A 16128-nucleotide genomic window follows, 5' to 3' on the forward strand; every position below is an offset into this window, starting at 1 on the left:
TTAGACCCATGGGCACGGTGGCGAGTTGGTCACATGTAGGCCACGCTTCAGGGCAGCGGGCGCCGCCCCGCGAAGCCCAGATCCGTACGGTGGTACCAGGCGAGCTCGGGCTCCCCCTCGATCCAGCACAGCCGCACCGACGCCCCGCCGAGCACCGAGGGGAAGTCGATCAGCAGCGGCGCGACGCCCTTGACCTCGATCCCCTGCTCGCTCCACCGGGTCAGCGTCTCCTCGATGCGCGCCTCGATCGCCTTGATCTCGGGCAGCCCGCCGAGCCGCGACCCGCCGGCGGCCTCCCGGTCGAAGGCGATCTCGGCCAGGTCGGCGCGGCCCGCGACGATCTCCCGCGCCTCGGCGATGATGCCGGGCAGCAGGGCGCGCGCCTCGTCCAGGGTGAAGATCCGGTCCATGCGGAAAACGCTACCCGTTCGGCTGGTAGGCGTGGATGAGAAGCCGCTCGGCCTCGTCGAAGTAGTCGTCGAGGTAGGCCGCCGCCTCCTCGGCGCGACCGGCCGCCAGCAGGGCGAGCAGCGCGCGGTTGCGGTCGATGAACGGCTCGTGGAAGGCGCGCGGGTTGTCCATCACGTGGAAGACCAGGCGCAGCTCGGCCAGGAGCTGCCGCATGGCCTCGTCGAGGCGGGGGCTGCCGTGCAGGCCGACCAGGGCCTGGTGGTAGCGGATGTTGGCGGTGCCGACGCCCTGCCAGTCGCCCTGGGCGGCGGCCCGCTCGGCGTCGCGCACGGCCTCCTCGATGAGCGCCAGCGCCTGCCGCGACGCCTTGCGCCGGACGGCGGCCCCTTCCAGCACCCGCCGCATCGTGTAGAGGTCGGAGACGTCCTCCACGGACGGGAGCCGGACGAAGACGCCCCGGTTGAGCCGGTGGTCGAGCAGGCGTTCGTGGCCGAGCAGGCGGAACGCCTCGCGCAGCGTGTTGCGCGAGACGCCGAGCCCTTCGGAGATGGCCTCCTCCGACAGCCGCGCGCCCGGCGGGAAGGCGCCTTCGATGATGTTGTCGCGGAGGATGTCGGCCACGCGCTCGGCCGTGCTGCTGCGGCTCAGTCTCGACCGGTGCCGGGCGAGGTCCGCGACCACGTCTTCCACGTTCGCCAGGGAATCATGGAGCAAACCTCTTGTCGAATTGTTCAACAATCCTTACGTTGAAACTATCCCCTCGACCATCTGGGAGCCTTCGATGTCAAGCTCCGCGCACCAGACCCGCCGGGTGATCATCGCCGCCCTCGTCGGCACGTCCCTGGAGTGGTACGACTTCTTCCTCTACACCACGGCCGCGACGCTGGTCTTCGGCAAGCTGTTCTTCCCGTCGCTCGACCCGCTCAACGCGACGCTGGCGGCCCTGACCACCAACGCCGTCGCGTTCGTCGCCAGGCCGCTCGGCGGCGTGGTGTTCGGGCACTTCGGCGACCGGGCCGGCCGCAAGACCGTGCTGGTCGTGACGCTGCTGCTGATGGGCCTGTCGACGTTCCTCATCGGCGTGCTCCCCGGCTACGCGAGCGTGGGGGTGGCCGCGCCCGTCCTGCTGGCCGTGCTCCGCTTCGTCCAGGGCTTCGGGCTCGGCGGCGAGTGGGGCGGCGCGGTGATCATGTCGCTGGAGCACGGCGACAGCAGGCGGCGCGGCTTCAACGCGAGCTGGCCGCAGGTCGGCGTGCCCGCCGGGTACGTGCTGGCCACCGGCCTGCTCGCGATCCTGTCCTTCGCCCTGCCGGACGCGGCCTTCCAGGCGTGGGGATGGCGGGTGCCGTTCCTGCTGTCGGGCGTGCTGGTGCTCGTCGGGCTGTGGGTGCGGACGCGGGTCGCCGAGTCGCCGCTGTTCTCCCGCGTCGAGAAGCACGGCGCCACGGCCAGGATGCCGCTGGTCGAGGTGCTGCGCACGCATCCGCGGGCGCTGCTGTCGGCGTTCACCGCGCGCATCGGGGTGGACGTGGCCTTCTACACCTTCACCGCGTACATCATCGTCTACCTCACCGGGCAGCTGAAGCTGGACCGGTCGGTGGCGCTGTACGCGGTGCTGATCGGCTCGGTGCTGCAGCTCGGCCTGATCCCGCTGTTCGGCGCGCTGTCGGACCGGCTGGGCCGGCGGCCGGTCTACTTCGCGGGCGTGCTGGCGGCGGCCGGGTGGGTGTTCGCGTTCTTCCCGCTGCTGGACACGAAGTCGTTCCCGCTGATCGTGCTGGCGGCGGTGGTCGCGCTGGCCGCCCACGCCGCCATGTACGGCCCGCAGGCCGCCTTCATCGCCGAGCTGTTCAGCACCCGCCTGCGCTACAGCGGCGCGTCCATGGGCTACCAGGTGGCCGGGATCGTCGGCGGCGCGCTGGCCCCGATCATCGCGCTCAAGCTCTTCGACCTGTACGGCACCACGCTCGCCGTGTCCCTGTACGTGGTTGTCGCGCTGGCCGTCACCGCCGTAGGTTTGGCCATCGCCCCGGAAACCCGCGACCTGGACATCGCCGCCGGCGAGAGCGGCACCGCCAGGAGGCTGCCCGGCCAGGTGGGTCCCTTCGCCTGAGTGCGGGGGAAGGCGGGAACGCCGCGAAGGCGTGGGCGGCGGCTGCCACCGCCGCCCACGCGCGCCGCTAGAAGGACTTCTGGGACGGCTCAGACGGCGGTCTCGGGCTCGGTGACCCGCGGGCGCCTGCGCCAGTCGCCCTTGAACGCCGCCATCGAGGCCAGGAACACGACCTGCCCGGCCAGCGCCACGGCGAGCCAGGCGCCCCAGCCGCCCGCGGAGACCACCATGGGCGAGACGACCAGCAGCGCCACGATCATGACGCGGACGACCATGCCCCAGATGCCCAGCGCCGAGCCCTGCAGGCGCGACTCGACGTCCTCGGCGTTCTCGGAGAAGTTGGCCATCCACGGCACGTACGCGACGCCCATGAACAGGAACAGCAGCGCGTAGACGGCGGTTACGTGCCCCGGGGAGATGCCGGGGCCGACCATGCTGATGAAGTAGGCCAGGGTGAGGACGGTCAGCGCGGTGCCGGCGGCCGTGAACGGCTTGCGCAGCCGCAGCCGGTCGGAGACCCGGCCGACGACGACCACGGCCACCGCGTTGAGCACGATGCCGAGCGCCACCACCCGGTTGGCCCCCGCGGGCTCCAGGCCGAACGCCTCCACCAGGATCGTCTGCCCGAAGATCGCGAACGTCCAGTAGAGCACCTGCCAGCCGGTGTTGCCCAGGACGTGTGCCCACAGGTGGGGATGGCGGAACAGCTCGCGCACCCGTCCGGCGTCGATCTTCTCCTCCGCCGCGACGGCCTCCTCGGCGTCGAGCACCTGGGCCCGCAGCGCCGCCGACGGCTCGGCGATCTTCCAGACGATGACCGCGCACATGGCCAGCGAGACGACGCCCATGATGATCGCCTGCGACTGCCAGGCGTTGTCGAACAGCGGCAGCGTGAACCCGGCGATGAACGAGGCCAGGAAGGACGCCCCGACCGGCCCCCACGTCCAGAACGCGAACGCCTGGGCGCGGCCGAGCCGCGGGGAGAAGTCGCGGACGAGGGAGGCGGTGATGGTGATCCCGGCGCCCTCGATGAACAACATCAGGCAGCGCACCCAGAACAGGCCGGCCACGGTGTCCACGGTGGCGAGCAGGAAGTTGCAGGCGGCCGTGACGGTGAGAGTGGGCACCAGGAGCGTGACCCGTCCCCAGCGGTCGGACAGGATGCCGCCGACGCCCGCCGACAGGCCGCCGATCAGCACCGATCCCGCGGCGAGCAGGCCGTAGACCGTGAGCGACATGCCCAGGTCCTTCATCAGCAGCGGCAGGATCGTGGCGAGCGTGGTCTCGAAGTTGGCCACCAGGCTCGCCAGCACGGCTATCGCCAGCAGGAAGATCCGCCGGCGACCGACCGGGTACACGCTCAGCTCGCGGACATAGAACGGCTTCATTCCCATCCTCCGGGGACGGTGTGTGACGGTCGCTCTAGAACGCGTTTCTAGTTGCCTCAGAGTTGCCCTTCTCAGGGGGGTTCGTCAACGGCGGCGGCGGTCACGATGTGATCTCGATCACAGCATTCCCGTTGTGACGGAATCGCTCCCGATTCACAGAACAACCAGCCGCGAATAGGCATAAACTGCGCGCCTGTGAGCCTGCCTGTACGTGAACGTTCCCCCCGGCCCGGCGGCGGCCGGCACCGCCGCCCCGTGCCCACGTCCCTGCCGCCGGACGCGCCCATGCTCGTGCTGGCCACCCCCGGCGGCACCGGCGGCGTGGCCGAAGAGATCGCGGCCGTGGTGCGGGTCGACAACCCGCAGATCGAGGTGCGGCTGACCGCCGTCGCCGACCTGGCAGACGCGCTGCCCGCGGGCCGCGACGCCGTCGTGGTGCCCCTGCTCACCTGGGACGACCCGGTCGTCATGGCCGAGATCGGCAAGGCCATCGCGGCCGCCGGCTCCGGCGCGGTCGCCACCGAGGCGCTCGGCCCCCACCCGCTGCTCGCCGAGGCCCTGCACATCAGGCTGGCCGAGCGCGGCCTGGCCAGGGCCGACCGGGTCCGCCTGCTCAACGTCTCCAGCCCCGTCGACGCCGTCATCCTGGGCACGGTGGGCGGCGAGCGCGCGGTGCACGCCGTCCAGGCCACGGCCGTGCTGCTGGCCTCCAGGCTCACGCTTCCGGTCGTCGCCGCCTCGCTGGACAGCGAGCCCGGCGTGGACGTCGCCGCCCAGCGCCTGCGCGCCGCCGGGGCCGAGCGGCTGGCCATCGCGCCCTGCCTGATCGGTCACGAGGCCCCGGCGGAGCTCGTCGAGCGCGCCGCCGCCGCCGTCGAGGCCGGTCACGCCGAGCCGCTCGGGGCGCACAGCGCCGTCGCCGAACTTGTCGCGCGGGCTTACGGCAGTCAGCTGGCGACTTGACACCCTTGTAAAGATCGCTACAGTCGCGTTACCTTCTGCGCATGCGGCGCGTGATGGTCATCGGCGAGCGAATCGGACTTCGTGACCTCACCGACGCCGACGTCGTCCCGCTGCACTCCGTCTACGGCGATCCGGCGGCCACGCAGCACATGCCGTTCGCGCCGCGCAGCGTGCAGGAGGTGGCCGCCCTGGTCGGCCAGGCCATGGAGGCGGCCGCCGCCGAGCCGCGCCGCCTCTACGTGCTGGCCGTCGTGGACGCCGACCGGCGGCACGTGATCGGCGTGGCCCGCCTGAAGATCGACCCCGACCTGCCCCACAGCGCCGAGATCGGCTTCGGCCTCCATCCCGACCAGTGGGGCCGCGGCATCGGCACCGACCTGGTACGCCTGCTGCTGTCGTTCGGCTTCAAGCAGCTCGGGCTGCACCGCGTCTGGGGCGCGAGGTCGCCGGCCAACCTGCCCGCCCAGCTCGCCATGCTGACGGCCGGGATGGTCGAGGAGGGACGGATCCGGCACCACGTGCACACCCCGCACGGCTGGCGCGACTCCATCGTGCACGCGGCGATCCAGGACGAATGGACCGAGCGCTAGCGGCGACGAGCGGCCCAGGGGACGGTGAGTGGCCCGTGCGGCGGACCGGGAGTGGCCCGTGCCGTGGACGGTGAGTGGCGCGCCGCGGAATTGTCGGTGGCAGGTCCTACGATGAGCCTCCTCACGGAGGGATAGCCGCATGCCTGACTCGCTGATCGTGCCCCTGTTCGTCACCACCGACCTCCCGCCGCACGCGGACCTGGCCGAGTTCGGTGAGCTGCTGGCCCGCACGGCGCGGGTGCTCGGCCCCGACGGCTCCGACGGCTCCGCGGCGGTCCTGTCCGGCAAGGTGTTCTGGCTCGACCGGCCGGTGCTGCCGGCGCAGCGGCCCGCCGCCGACGACGAGCTGCGCTTCGCCGGGATGCTCGGTCACCTCGTCACGTCCGGGCCCGGCGTCCGCGAGGTGGTGGCCGGCGTGCGGCGGGCGATCGGCGCGGCGGTGACCGAGCGCTACGGCGACGTGGGCGCGGCGCCCGCCGTGTTCGCGATCCGCGACCGCGACGTGCGCGAGCGCACCCCCGACTCGGCCCTCCCGCTCGACAGCCGGCGGGCCGCCGAGCTGGTCGGCGCGGCCCGGTGAGGACACCCCCGCGCGGGGTAGTCCAGAGGCATGCTCTATGGCAAGGAACACGTGCAGCGCTATCAGGCCACCGACGGCGCGGAGGGGCACGACTGGAACAACACCACCGTCCTCCTCCTGACCACCAAGGGGCGTAACTCCGGCAGGCCGTACACCACGCCGCTGATCTACCAGCGGTTCGGCGACGACTTCCTCGTGGTCGCCTCCAAGGGCGGCGACCCCGAAGATCCCCAGTGGTACAAGAACCTGCTGGCCCATCCCGACGTCGAGGTGCAGGTCAAGGGCGACAGGTTCAAGGCGCGCGCCCGCACCGCCTCGGAGGAGGAGAAGCCCGAGATGTGGCGGACGATGACCCGCACCTGGCCCCAGTACGACGAATACCAGGAGAAGACCGACCGCCAGATCCCGGTGGTCGTGCTCGAACGCACCACGTAGGCGTCGGCCCCCGGTGGTCGCGCTCGAACGCACCACGTAGGCGTCAGGCCGCCACAAGGGCCTCGTCGGCCTCGGGGAGCCAGGAGCCCGGCGGGCGGCGCAGCCAGTGGCGGGCCCGTCCGAGTTCGGCGACGGCGGCCAGGAGCGCGGCGAGGCCCGGGTGCCGCAGGCCCTTGGGATGCACCAGGTTCTGCAGGCCGAGCGGCACGGGCTCGGCCAGCGGCCGGTTCACCGCGCCCGGGATCCCGCCGATCCCCACGCTGGACAGCACGGGCTCGCGATGCCGGCGCAGGTAGTGCCCCATCTCCGCGGCCCCCTCGGGCGCGGCGTGCGGCCGGGCCAGCCGCAGCCCGAACGCCTCGGCCAGCCGCTCCCCCAGGTCGCTCCACTCCCGCGTGCCGGCGTTCCCGGCCATGACGTCCAGCGGGAAGGCGGCCAGCGCGGCGAGCGGCACGGCGTCCAGTTCCGCCAGCGGGTGGTCCGCCGGCAGGAGCACGGCCAGGGGCTGCAGGCGCACCGGGACCTGGGCCAGCCGGGCGCGCACGTCCGCGGGCAGCCCGGCGAAGCGCCCGAACGACACGTCGAGCCGTCCGTCCAGCATCGCGGCCGCGCCCGCGGCCAGGCCGCCGTGGAAACGGGCCAGCATCTCGGTCCCGGGGGCCAGTTCCCGGGCTCTGACCAGCGGCTCGGGCAGGTCGGGGCCCTGCATGGTGACGTCCACGAGCAGCGGGCGATCGGCGCCGAGCACGTCGGCGACGACCTCGTCGTGCAGCGCCAGCAGCCGCCGTGCCCCGGGCAGCAGCCGGGCGCCGGCGGGGGTCAGCTCCACCCGGCGGGTGGACCGGACGAACAGCGGCGTCCCGAGCCGGGTCTCCAGCGTGCGCACGTCCCGGCTGAGCGCCTGCTGGGCCAGGAAGAGCCGGGCGGCGGCGCGCCCGAAGTGCAGCTCCTCGGCGACGGCGACGAAGACGCGCAGCAGCCGGGGGTGCAGATCCACGACGCCACATTAACCACAAAAGCGCGTCAATCGCGATATTTCGGTGTTGGACCGGGCGCAGGCGTCACCGCGACGCTGGGCACCATGATCCGCCGTCTTCTGACCCGTCTCCTCCGCCCCGCGCCACCCGCTCCGGCCCAGGTCCGCGCGCTGTTCGGGCTGCCACGGCCGCCCGGCACGTGCGGTTGCCTGCTCGACCTCCCGCACGACCCGTCGGCCCATCCGGCGGGCCCCTGAGCCCGGCGCGGAACGCGGGGGCACGTCCCGTTCGTTGGCCGGGCATGGCTGACATCCCCTACGACCGCAAAGAGCAGTTCAAGCAGATCGAGAGCGGCCTGCTCCCCGGCGAGCAGATCATCGCCGTCTACGACGCGATCGGGGCGGGCACCGGGTTCCTGGGGCTCACGGACCGGCGGGTGATCGTGCAGGACAAGTCGTTCGTGGGCAAGCGGATCGCGATCACCAGCATCCCCTACGCCAAGATCTCGGCGGTGAGCGTCGTGAGCAACAAGTCGCTGGCCGGCGGGTTCTTCTCCTCGGGCGCCATCGCCATCCACGTCGGCACGCACACCTACGAGGTGGACTTCCGCGGCGACAACAAGGCCCACCACGTGCACAACGTCATCCTCCACTACATTTCGCAGGGCTGATCGGCGTCACGCGTGGTCTCCTGGGCAGGGTGAGCGTATTCTGCCGATGATCACGAAGGGGGCGAGGTGCGGCGTTCCGTACGTGCCCGCGTGGCCGGTCTCGGCGTGCTGCTGGCGCTCCCGGCCTGCGCCGGGCCTCCCGGGCGGGACGTCCCGTCCGCTCCGGCGGTGAGCCTCACGGTCCAGGCCCGCTGCCCCCGGCCCGGCGGCGACGACCTGCGCGCCGAGCCCGTACGGTCGCCGTGGCGGACGGTCCCGGCGGGCGACGGGCACGGCACGCTCGACCGGCTCGCGGTCGCCCCCGACGGGGCGGTGTGGGCGGTGCGTTCCGTCCAGCGCGAGACGTCCGCCGGGATGGAGACGACGTCCGGCGGGCTGAGCCGGTGGGACGGCGTGCGCTGGCGCACGTACGCGCTGCCGTCCCGGATGACGGTCGCCGCGGTCGGGGCGGTATCGGGCGAGCGGGCGTGGGCCTTCGGGACCGGCGACGACGAACGTCCCGGCCTGGTCGCCGGCGTCGCGGACGGCGCCGTGAGCGCCTCCACGCCGCTCAAGGAGCGCGCCTCGGCCATCGGCCTGCACGGCACCGCGGCGAGCGGCCCGTGGGCCGTGTCCGGGCGCGACGCGCTGCGCTGGGACGGCTCGGGCTGGCGCGCGTACCGGCTGCCCGCCCCGGCGCGGGCCCTCGGCGGCGAGGGCGCGGACGTGTGGACGGTCGGCCGGACCGCGCACGACCCCGCCGCCCGCTGGAACGGCGTCGCGTGGCAGGCGGTGCACCTGCCCGAGCCGGGCGCGCCCGAAGGCGCGCGGCCGGCCCGGACGGAGCTCGGCGACGTGGCCGTGCTCGGGCCGGACGACGTGTGGGTGGTCGGCGGGGTGTCCTGGTTCCCGCCCGACGAGTACGACGAGCAGGGCGAGCCCCTGGAACGCCGCCGCCCGCTGGCGGTGCACTGGGACGGGTCGGCCTGGCGGTGCCGCTGGGGCCCGGAGGGCGCGGCCTTCACCGAGGCCGAGCCCGACGGCCGGGCGGGCCTGTGGGTGCTCGACTCGACCCGCTCCCGGCTGCACCACTACGCGGCCGGCCGCTGGACGACGACGACCGTGCGCGGCACGGTCACCGCCCTGGCCCGCCGCCCCGGCACGACCGAGGTGTACGCGGCGGGCTGGACCGGCCCCGAGGGCGACCTGACCAGGCCCGCCCTCTGGCTCAGCCGCTGACCCGCCGCCACCCCTACATGCAGGTGAAGCCGTTGGGGGCCGCCCGGCAGAAGTCACGCAGGTCGCGCAGCCAGGAGGCGGTGGCCGAGTAGTTGAGCGCCAGGTCGTCGCGGTGGAGGCGGTGGTCGTCGGGCTCCTCGGTCACCTCGCCGTCGAGCCGGACCCGCCCGTGCTCGGGCAGGCCGCCCAGGTAGTCGTCGAGGAAGGCCGCGATGCGGCTCGCGTCGGCTCCGGTGAGCTCTATGCAGCCGTTGAAGCCGAGCAGGCACGCGGTCTCGGGATCGAACACCCGCGCCTCCTCCAGCAGGGCCAGGGTCGGACGCCAGTTCCAGGCGTTGACGCTCAGGCGTCCGCCCTCGGGGGTCTCCAGATCCCAGCTCAATACGCTCAGTCCCGGCGCAGCGAGGCGTAGAGGTCGAGGGTGCGCCGGGCGATGCGCTCCCAGGAGAAGTGCTCGACGGCCCTGGCCCGCCCGGCGCGGCCCATCTCGGCCGCGCGAGCCGGGTCGGCCAGCAGCGCGTTGACCCGCTCGGCCAGGTCGGCGGCGAACGCCTCGGGGTCGTGCGGGGTGCCGTCGGGGCCCTGGTCGATCGGCACCAGCAGGCCCGTCTCGCCGTCGGCGACGACCTCGGGGATGCCGCCGGTCGCGGTGGCCACCACCGGCGTCTCGCAGGCCATGGCCTCCAGGTTGACGATGCCCATCGGCTCGTAGACCGACGGGCAGACGAAGACCGAGGCGTGCGTGAGGAGCTGGATGACCTCCGGCTTGGGCAGCATCTCCGAGATCCACAGCACGCCGTCGCGGTCGAGGCCGCGCACCAGCCCGGTCACCTCGGCGGTGATCTCCGGCGTGTCCGGCGCGCCCGCGCACAGGACGAGCTGGGCCGCCGGGTCGAAGGAGCGGGCGGCGTGCAGGAGGTGCACCAGGCCCTTCTGCCGGGTGATGCGGCCGACGAAGATCACGTAGGGCCGGTCGGGGTCGACGCCGTGCTTCTTCAGCACGTCGAGGCCGGGGTCGGGGGCGTACTGGGCGGTGTCGATGCCGTTGTGGATGACGGTGACCCGGCCGGGCGGGATCTCGGGGTAGGCGGCCAGCACGTCGCGGCGCATGCCCTCGCTGACCGCGATCACCGCGTCGGCGGCGGCCAGGGCGGTGCGCTCGGCCCACGACGAGACCGTGTAGCCGCCGGCCAGCTGCTCGGCCTTCCACGGGCGCAGCGGCTCCAGGCTGTGGGTGGTGACGACGTGCGGCACGCCGTGGAGCATCTTGGCGACATGCCCGGCGAAGTTGGCGTACCAGGTATGGGAGTGGACGACGTCCGCGCCCTCGCAGGCGGCGGCCATCTCCAGGTCGACGCCGAGCACCTGGAGGGCGGCGTTGGCCCGCTCCAGGCCGCCGGGCACCCGGTAGGCCGACACGCCGGGCTCCTCGCGATCGGCCCCGAAGCAGCGCACCCGGACGTCGGCCAGCTTGCGCAGCTCCCTGGCCAGGTACTCCATGTGCACCCCGGCGCCGCCGTAGACGTCCGGCGGGTACTCCCTGCTGAGCAGATCAACACGCATGCCCCCGACCTTACGACGCGCCCGGCCCGGCGCCCTCCAGCGAGCGGCATGTTTTGCGCCGACCATCAACTCCGGCACCGCACTTGTGAACCGTCGCAAGCATAGGGAACACATCGATACAGCCCAATGTCGGTAAGTCCGGCCCCTGCTCAACGCGGATAAGTCAGGACACGGCGGCACAGCCCGGTGCGCGGTTTCGTCGATAGATCGGCCATTTACGGGTAGCGTCCTGGACATGAGGTCCCGGAGGGTGCTTGCGGTTGTGCTGGCAGGTGGAGAGGGCAAGAGGCTCATGCCGCTCACGGCGGATCGGGCCAAACCGGCGGTGCCGTTCGGGGGGATGTATCGGCTGATCGACTTCGTGCTGTCGAACCTCGCGAACGGCGGCTTCCTGAAGATCGTGGTGTTGACCCAGTACAAGAACCACAGTCTCGACAGGCACGTCTCCCGTACCTGGCGGCTGTCGGCGATGCTGGGCAACTACGTGACGCCCGTGCCCGCCCAGCAGCGGCTCGGGCCGCGCTGGTTCTCCGGTTCTGCGGACGCGCTGTTCCAGAACCTGAACCTGATCTACGACGAGATGCCCGAGCACGTGATCGTGTTCGGCGCCGACCACATCTACCGCATGGATCCGCGGCAGATGGTCGAGCAGCACGAGGACTCGGGCGCGGACGTGACGGTGGCGGCGATCCGCCAGCCGCTGTCGCTGGCCGACCAGTTCGGCGTGATCGAGACCGATCCCGAGGGCCGCCGCATCGTGGCCTTCAGGGAGAAGCCGAAGGACGCCGTGGGCCTGGCCGACTCCCCCGACGAGGTCTACGCCTCGATGGGCAACTACGTCTTCAAGACCCAGGCCATGATCGACGCGCTGCGCGAGGACGCGCTCGACCCGACCAGCAAGCACGACCTCGGCGGCAACATCATCCCGATGCTGGTCAAGTCCGGCGGCGCGGATGTCTACGACTTCAAGAACAACATCGTGCCCGGCTCCAGCGAGCGCGACCGCGGCTACTGGCGTGACGTGGGGACCCTCGACGCCTACTACGAGGCCCACATGGACCTCATCTCCGCCCACCCGATCTTCAACCTGTACAACGACAAGTGGCCGATCTTCACCGGGCACGACCCGCTGCCCCCGGCCAAGTTCGTGCACAACGACGGCGACCGGGTGGGCCGGGCGATCGACTCGCTGGTCTCCCCCGGCGTGATCGTCTCGGGCGGCATGGCGATGCGCTCGATCCTGTCGCCGAAGGTCGTGCTCCACTCGCACTCGCTGGTGGAGGACTCCGTGCTGATGGAGAACGTCAAGGTGGGCCGGGGCGCGATCGTGCGCAAGGCGATCATCGACAAGAACGTGGTGATCCCCGACGGCGCGCGCATCGGCTTCGACCTCGACTACGACCGCACCCGCTTCGCGCTGACCCGCGGCGGGGTCGTGGTCATCGGCAAGAACGAGATCGTCGACCGTTAGGGGCCGGGCGGGCCGGTCCCCCGCCCGGGGCCGGCCGAGTGCCGGGCGGCGGCGGCCAGGATCGGCTCCGGCGGCACGCGAGTGTGCTCATCGCGCGGGCGGGCGGTCCGGGGCTCGGCCGGACGGCAGCGGGGGTGCGGGAACGACCGGGCGCCGCGGGCGCCCGGCAACGCAGGATCCCGGGCCACGCGCGGCGCGGCCCGGGCTCAGGTGATGCGACCTCAGATGCCGACGCCGGCGCCCATGCCGCCGTACGCCCAGGCGCCGGGCCAGTAGCCGCGGCCGCCCCAGTAACCCCAGTTGTAGCCGTCGTAGGGACGCCCGTAGTCCTTGCGGTGCTCGCAGGCTTCGGCGTCACGGTGTCCGGCGGACACGCCCCACGGCGTGATGCGGAGCGCGGTCGAGTCGTCGGACGTGCTCAGGTCGCACTTCTCGTGGTGGACGTTGGCGCTGGCCGTGCCCGCCATGCCGAACAGCGCGGCGACGGCGAAGCCGCCGGCCACGATGAGGTTGGCTTTCATGGTTCCCCCTGGATCACGAAGTGACATCGCTGATCACTGTATGTAATCGCCTTCGTATCGCCGTGTAACGCCACGCCAGGAAAGGACTCGGCGCTTTCCGGTGCCACCCCGGCGAAGTCCGGCCTTCTCCGGCCACTCCGGAAACCCCGCCACGCCACCAGAAGTCCGGCCTTCCCCGGCCACTCCGGAAGCGCCGCCGCGCCCCTGGAACGCCGGTCGGCGGGCCGGGACGCGTAGTCTGCTCCGGACGCCCGTCCGTTCCCGGCGGGGTCGCCGTGAACCGTCCGGAGAGGACCTCATGCCGCCCACACCGCCCGGCCCCTTCACCGGCCGTTCCGTCACCGACCTGGCCCGTGACCTGCGCGCCGGCCGGACCACCGCCGCCGAGCTGGCCCGGCTGGCGCTCGACGCGGCCGTCACCCTGGACCCCGCGCTCGGCGCCTTCGTCACCGTGGACCCGGTGGGCGCGGCGGCCGCCGCCCGGCGGGCGGACCAGGAGCTGGCCGCGGGCGCCGACCGCGGCCCGCTGCACGGCGTGCCGGTCGCCGTGAAGGACCTCATCGACGTCGCGGGGCTGCCCTGCACGATGGGGTCGCGGCACTTCGCCGGCCACGTCGCCGAGTCCGACGCCGCCTGCGTGACGCTGCTGCGCCAGGCCGGGGCGGTGATCGTCGGCAAGACCACGACGCACGAGTTCGCGTACGGCCCCACCGGCGACCGCTCGGCCAACGGTCCCTCGCGCAACCCGCGCGACCCCGCGCGCATGTCCGGCGGGTCGAGCGGCGGCAGCGCGGCGGCCGTGGCGGCGGGCATGGTGCCCCTGGCGATCGGCACCGACACGGGCGGGTCGGTGCGCATCCCGGCCGCTCTGTGCGGGATCGCCGGGTTCAAGCCCGCCTACGACGCGATCCCGGCCGCCGGGGTGTTCCCCTTGTCCCGGACGTTCGACCACGTCGGCGTGCTGGCCGCCGGCCCGCTGGACTGCCTGATCGCCTACCGGCAGCTCGCGACCGGCGGGCCGCCGCCCGCCCGGGACAGCGCCGGTGAGGCGGCGGCGGTGCGGGTGGGGTGGCTGGACCCCGCCGTCCTGTCGCCCTGCGATCCGCGTGTCGTGGCGGTCGCGCGGGCGGCGGCGGGCGCGGGGCTGAAGGAGGTCCGGCTGCCCGGGGAGCTGGCCGAGGAGCTGCGGGAGACGTACGCGACGGTGCAGGGCGCGGAGGCGTCCGCCGTGCACGCCGACCGGATGGCCAGGGCGCCCGAGCTGTTCGACCCCGAGGTGCTCGACCGGCTGCGCGCGGCCATGGACCTGCCCGCCTGGGCCTACGTCAAGGCCCTGGACGAGCGGCCCGCGCTGGCCGCCGCGGTGGAGTCGCTGTTCGACGAGCACGACGTGCTGGCGCTGCCGGCCGTGCCGCTCGTCGCGCCGCCGCTGGAGCAGCGTCAGACCGAGCTGGACGGGCGGGCCGTCGCCGTCCGGGCCGCGCTGCTGGCCCTGACCAGCCCGTGGAACGTGCTCGGCCTGCCCGCGCTGACCGTGCCGGCCGGCTCGGTGGACGGCCTGCCGGTCGGGCTGCAGCTCGTCTGCCGGCCCGGCCGGGAGGAGCTGCTGTTCCGGGTGGCCTGCTCACCGGGCGGCTGAGGAAAGGTGGGCCCCGGGCCGGCCCGGCGCAGGCCGGACCCGGGGGCGGGGGCTCGTGTCCGGCCGGGGGGCGCCATTCCCGTCGGCCAGGCCGAAGCCCACGGCCCTTTTCTTTCAGGGCCGTACGTCCGAGTGGCAGGATTCGAACCTGCGGTGCTCCTGCTCCCAAGGCAGGCGGGCTGACCGAACTGCCCCACACTCGGTCCTGAAAATCAACGAAGCCGCCCCGGCGGAGGCCCGGGACGGCTTTCCTGGTCGATTCTCCGTGGAATCACCGGGAAAGCCTTGGCCGCAGCTCAGGCCGGTTGCCGGACGGCCTGGAGGGTCGAGGTCCGCACATGGCCGCCGCCTTTCTCGTCGTTCTCCGTGAATGTCGTTCCGGAACGAGATCAACGGTAGACCGGGGGTCGCCGGAAATGCCACGCATTTATCGCCGGTCGCGGTCCCGGTCGTTGGTCCAGGCCACCCCGGCGCGCGTTTCAGGGGCCTCGACGCGGAACCGGGGAAGGGCGTCCGGATAGTTGTCGCGGACGAAATTGACGAGGAATTCGCGGACGTCGCACTTCAGGTCCCAGGAGGACGGCGAGTCGGCGGCGCTCATCAGGGCGCGCAGCTCGACCAGGCCGTTGGGCAGCACGTCGGTGACCTGGAGCGTCCAGTCCTTCTGGTCCCACAGCGGGTTGCCCTGGAGGAACTCGTACAGGGCGTCGCGCAGTTTGGGCACCGGCACCGCCCAGTCGACCCGCAGGAACACCACGGCGAGCACCCGGCTGCCGTGCCTGGTCCAGTTCTCGAACGGGTTCTGGGTGAAGTAGGAGACGGGCAGCACCAGCCGCCGCTCGTCCCACAGGCGCAGCACCACGTACGTGAGCGTGAGCTCCTCGATCCTGCCCCACTCCTCCTCCACGACGACCACGTCGTCCAGCCGCAGCGCGTCGCTGAAGGCCAGTTGCAGCCCGGCCAGCATGTTGCCGATGGTCGGCTGGGCCGCGATGCCGACGATGGCGCCGGCGATGCCGGCCGAGGCCAGCAGCCCGGCGCCGAGCGCCCGCACCTGCGGGAAGGAGAACAGCATGGCGCCGAGCGCGATGACGATGATGACCGCGGCGGCGATGCGGCGCACCAGCGCGATCTGCGTCCTGATCCGCCGCGCCCGGCGGTTGCGCTCGCCCTCGACGAGCACCAGCCGGTCGAGCACGACGTCCGTCAGCGCGTACGTCGCCTGGATGATCAACCAGGTCACCGTGCCGATGGTGGCCAGGCCGATGACCCGGTCCACCGACTGGGCCAGGCCGCGCTCGTCGGCCGTGTCGCCGAAGATGCCGGGGGCGAAGACCAGGTTGCAGGCCACCGTGGCGGCCACGCAGAACGCCGGCCACGTGCAGTGCTCGACCAGGTGGCGGGCCAGGGCCCATTTTCGTCCGACCCGGATCAGCACCCGGCGGACCACCTCCACCAGGAGCACCGCTCCGACCACCGAGATGACGAGGATCGGCCAGGCTGCCGGCGACTGCACGCTTCGCGCCCCCTATGTTGTAGAACGTCGCTTCAAGGTCACATTGCCCTCAAGCGCCACTCCATACGCACGG

The 16128-nt window shown here is 72.7% G+C and carries 18 protein-coding genes and 1 tRNA gene; 10 read left to right on the top strand and 9 right to left on the bottom strand.

The window, feature by feature from the left end; genetic code table 11:
• Window positions 1–47 precede the first annotated feature (47 nt).
• Window positions 48–410: a DUF2203 domain-containing protein gene (locus ACIBQ6_RS30860; RefSeq protein WP_352361155.1), complete on the bottom strand. Its 363-nt coding sequence runs from the start codon at window positions 408–410 to the stop codon at window positions 48–50.
• Window positions 411–420: 10 nt separating this feature from the next.
• The gene (locus ACIBQ6_RS30865) at window positions 421–1110 is read right to left on the bottom strand and encodes a GntR family transcriptional regulator (RefSeq protein ID WP_397216346.1); all 690 of its coding nucleotides are present in this window, start codon (window positions 1108–1110) and stop codon (window positions 421–423) included.
• An 82-nt stretch (window positions 1111–1192) separates the two neighbouring features.
• On the opposite strand from ACIBQ6_RS30865, the gene ACIBQ6_RS30870 reads away from it, so the two are divergent.
• Window positions 1193–2524 (top strand): MFS transporter, encoded by a 1332-nt coding sequence (locus ACIBQ6_RS30870; protein WP_397216124.1) that lies wholly within the window; start codon window positions 1193–1195, stop codon window positions 2522–2524.
• 89 nt (window positions 2525–2613) lie between these two features.
• On the opposite strand, the gene ACIBQ6_RS30875 is transcribed toward ACIBQ6_RS30870, so the two are convergent.
• Entirely contained in the window at window positions 2614–3912 is a 1299-nt protein-coding gene (locus ACIBQ6_RS30875; protein WP_358285454.1) for an MFS transporter, read from the bottom strand.
• A 195-nt stretch (window positions 3913–4107) separates the two neighbouring features.
• Between ACIBQ6_RS30875 and ACIBQ6_RS30880 the strand changes: the two genes are divergently transcribed.
• The 4 genes from ACIBQ6_RS30880 (at window position 4108) to ACIBQ6_RS30895 (ending at window position 6480) form a co-directional block, all read left to right on the top strand.
• Window positions 4108–4875 carry a sirohydrochlorin chelatase gene (locus ACIBQ6_RS30880; protein WP_387664801.1) on the top strand — a complete coding sequence of 256 codons (768 nt, stop codon included), beginning with the start codon at window positions 4108–4110 and terminating at the stop codon, window positions 4873–4875.
• Window positions 4876–4916: 41 nt separating this feature from the next.
• Window positions 4917–5465 carry a GNAT family N-acetyltransferase gene (locus ACIBQ6_RS30885; RefSeq protein WP_387664798.1) on the top strand — a complete coding sequence of 183 codons (549 nt, stop codon included), beginning with the start codon at window positions 4917–4919 and terminating at the stop codon, window positions 5463–5465.
• Window positions 5466–5604: 139 nt separating this feature from the next.
• Entirely contained in the window at window positions 5605–6045 is a 441-nt protein-coding gene (locus tag ACIBQ6_RS30890; protein ID WP_397216127.1) for a hypothetical protein, read from the top strand.
• 30 nt (window positions 6046–6075) lie between these two features.
• A complete protein-coding gene (locus ACIBQ6_RS30895) occupies window positions 6076–6480 on the top strand; it encodes a nitroreductase family deazaflavin-dependent oxidoreductase (RefSeq protein ID WP_358285448.1) in 405 nt (134 codons plus the stop codon).
• A 43-nt stretch (window positions 6481–6523) separates the two neighbouring features.
• On the opposite strand, the gene ACIBQ6_RS30900 is transcribed toward ACIBQ6_RS30895, so the two are convergent.
• Window positions 6524–7477 (bottom strand): LysR family transcriptional regulator, encoded by a 954-nt coding sequence (locus tag ACIBQ6_RS30900; protein WP_397216129.1) that lies wholly within the window; start codon window positions 7475–7477, stop codon window positions 6524–6526.
• A gap of 84 nt (window positions 7478–7561) precedes the next feature.
• Here ACIBQ6_RS30900 and ACIBQ6_RS30905 point away from each other — a divergent pair, with 84 nt between their 5' ends.
• From ACIBQ6_RS30905 to ACIBQ6_RS30915, 3 genes are all read left to right on the top strand, one after another.
• Entirely contained in the window at window positions 7562–7714 is a 153-nt protein-coding gene (locus tag ACIBQ6_RS30905; RefSeq protein ID WP_352361139.1) for a hypothetical protein, read from the top strand.
• Between the two features lie 44 nt (window positions 7715–7758).
• Window positions 7759–8127 (top strand): PH domain-containing protein, encoded by a 369-nt coding sequence (locus tag ACIBQ6_RS30910; protein ID WP_352361137.1) that lies wholly within the window; start codon window positions 7759–7761, stop codon window positions 8125–8127.
• 66 nt (window positions 8128–8193) lie between these two features.
• On the top strand, window positions 8194–9345 hold the full coding sequence (locus ACIBQ6_RS30915) for a hypothetical protein (RefSeq protein WP_397216131.1): 1152 nt from the start codon (window positions 8194–8196) through the stop codon (window positions 9343–9345).
• Window positions 9346–9358: 13 nt separating this feature from the next.
• On the opposite strand, the gene ACIBQ6_RS30920 is transcribed toward ACIBQ6_RS30915, so the two are convergent.
• Both ACIBQ6_RS30920 and glgA read right to left on the bottom strand, forming a co-directional pair.
• Complete coding sequence (locus ACIBQ6_RS30920) at window positions 9359–9727, bottom strand: hypothetical protein (RefSeq protein ID WP_397216133.1); 369 nt, start codon at window positions 9725–9727, stop codon at window positions 9359–9361.
• Between the two features lie 5 nt (window positions 9728–9732).
• Entirely contained in the window at window positions 9733–10908 is a 1176-nt protein-coding gene (gene glgA, locus ACIBQ6_RS30925) for a glycogen synthase (protein WP_397216135.1), read from the bottom strand.
• Between the two features lie 235 nt (window positions 10909–11143).
• Here glgA and glgC point away from each other — a divergent pair, with 235 nt between their 5' ends.
• Entirely contained in the window at window positions 11144–12379 is a 1236-nt protein-coding gene (gene glgC, locus ACIBQ6_RS30930; protein ID WP_352329862.1) for a glucose-1-phosphate adenylyltransferase, read from the top strand.
• Between the two features lie 221 nt (window positions 12380–12600).
• On the opposite strand, the gene ACIBQ6_RS30935 is transcribed toward glgC, so the two are convergent.
• Window positions 12601–12900 carry a hypothetical protein gene (locus tag ACIBQ6_RS30935; protein ID WP_397216137.1) on the bottom strand — a complete coding sequence of 100 codons (300 nt, stop codon included), beginning with the start codon at window positions 12898–12900 and terminating at the stop codon, window positions 12601–12603.
• Window positions 12901–13198: 298 nt separating this feature from the next.
• Between ACIBQ6_RS30935 and ACIBQ6_RS30940 the strand changes: the two genes are divergently transcribed.
• On the top strand, window positions 13199–14539 hold the full coding sequence (locus ACIBQ6_RS30940; protein WP_397216139.1) for an amidase: 1341 nt from the start codon (window positions 13199–13201) through the stop codon (window positions 14537–14539).
• Between the two features lie 127 nt (window positions 14540–14666).
• On the opposite strand, the gene ACIBQ6_RS30945 is transcribed toward ACIBQ6_RS30940, so the two are convergent.
• A tRNA-Pro gene (locus ACIBQ6_RS30945) sits at window positions 14667–14742 on the bottom strand.
• Between the two features lie 224 nt (window positions 14743–14966).
• Window positions 14967–16055, bottom strand: a complete 1089-nt coding sequence (locus ACIBQ6_RS30950) for a mechanosensitive ion channel domain-containing protein (RefSeq protein WP_352361127.1) — start codon at window positions 16053–16055, stop codon at window positions 14967–14969.
• Window positions 16056–16128 lie beyond the last annotated feature (73 nt).

Source organism: Nonomuraea sp. NPDC049655, from assembly GCF_044465465.1.
GTDB lineage: Bacteria > Actinomycetota > Actinomycetes > Streptosporangiales > Streptosporangiaceae > Nonomuraea.

Coding starts and splice junctions, on each gene's coding strand:
- ACIBQ6_RS30875 (WP_358285454.1), bottom strand. CDS start 3,912: ATGAAGCCGTTCTATGTCCGCGAGCTGAGCGTGTACCCGGTCGGTCGC.
- ACIBQ6_RS30870 (WP_397216124.1), top strand. CDS start 1,193: ATGTCAAGCTCCGCGCACCAGACCCGCCGGGTGATCATCGCCGCCCTC.
- glgA (WP_397216135.1), bottom strand. CDS start 10,908: ATGCGTGTTGATCTGCTCAGCAGGGAGTACCCGCCGGACGTCTACGGC.
- ACIBQ6_RS30940 (WP_397216139.1), top strand. CDS start 13,199: ATGCCGCCCACACCGCCCGGCCCCTTCACCGGCCGTTCCGTCACCGAC.
- glgC (WP_352329862.1), top strand. CDS start 11,144: ATGAGGTCCCGGAGGGTGCTTGCGGTTGTGCTGGCAGGTGGAGAGGGC.
- ACIBQ6_RS30885 (WP_387664798.1), top strand. CDS start 4,917: ATGCGGCGCGTGATGGTCATCGGCGAGCGAATCGGACTTCGTGACCTC.
- ACIBQ6_RS30895 (WP_358285448.1), top strand. CDS start 6,076: ATGCTCTATGGCAAGGAACACGTGCAGCGCTATCAGGCCACCGACGGC.
- ACIBQ6_RS30935 (WP_397216137.1), bottom strand. CDS start 12,900: ATGAAAGCCAACCTCATCGTGGCCGGCGGCTTCGCCGTCGCCGCGCTG.
- ACIBQ6_RS30905 (WP_352361139.1), top strand. CDS start 7,562: ATGATCCGCCGTCTTCTGACCCGTCTCCTCCGCCCCGCGCCACCCGCT.
- ACIBQ6_RS30890 (WP_397216127.1), top strand. CDS start 5,605: ATGCCTGACTCGCTGATCGTGCCCCTGTTCGTCACCACCGACCTCCCG.
- ACIBQ6_RS30860 (WP_352361155.1), bottom strand. CDS start 410: ATGGACCGGATCTTCACCCTGGACGAGGCGCGCGCCCTGCTGCCCGGC.
- ACIBQ6_RS30910 (WP_352361137.1), top strand. CDS start 7,759: ATGGCTGACATCCCCTACGACCGCAAAGAGCAGTTCAAGCAGATCGAG.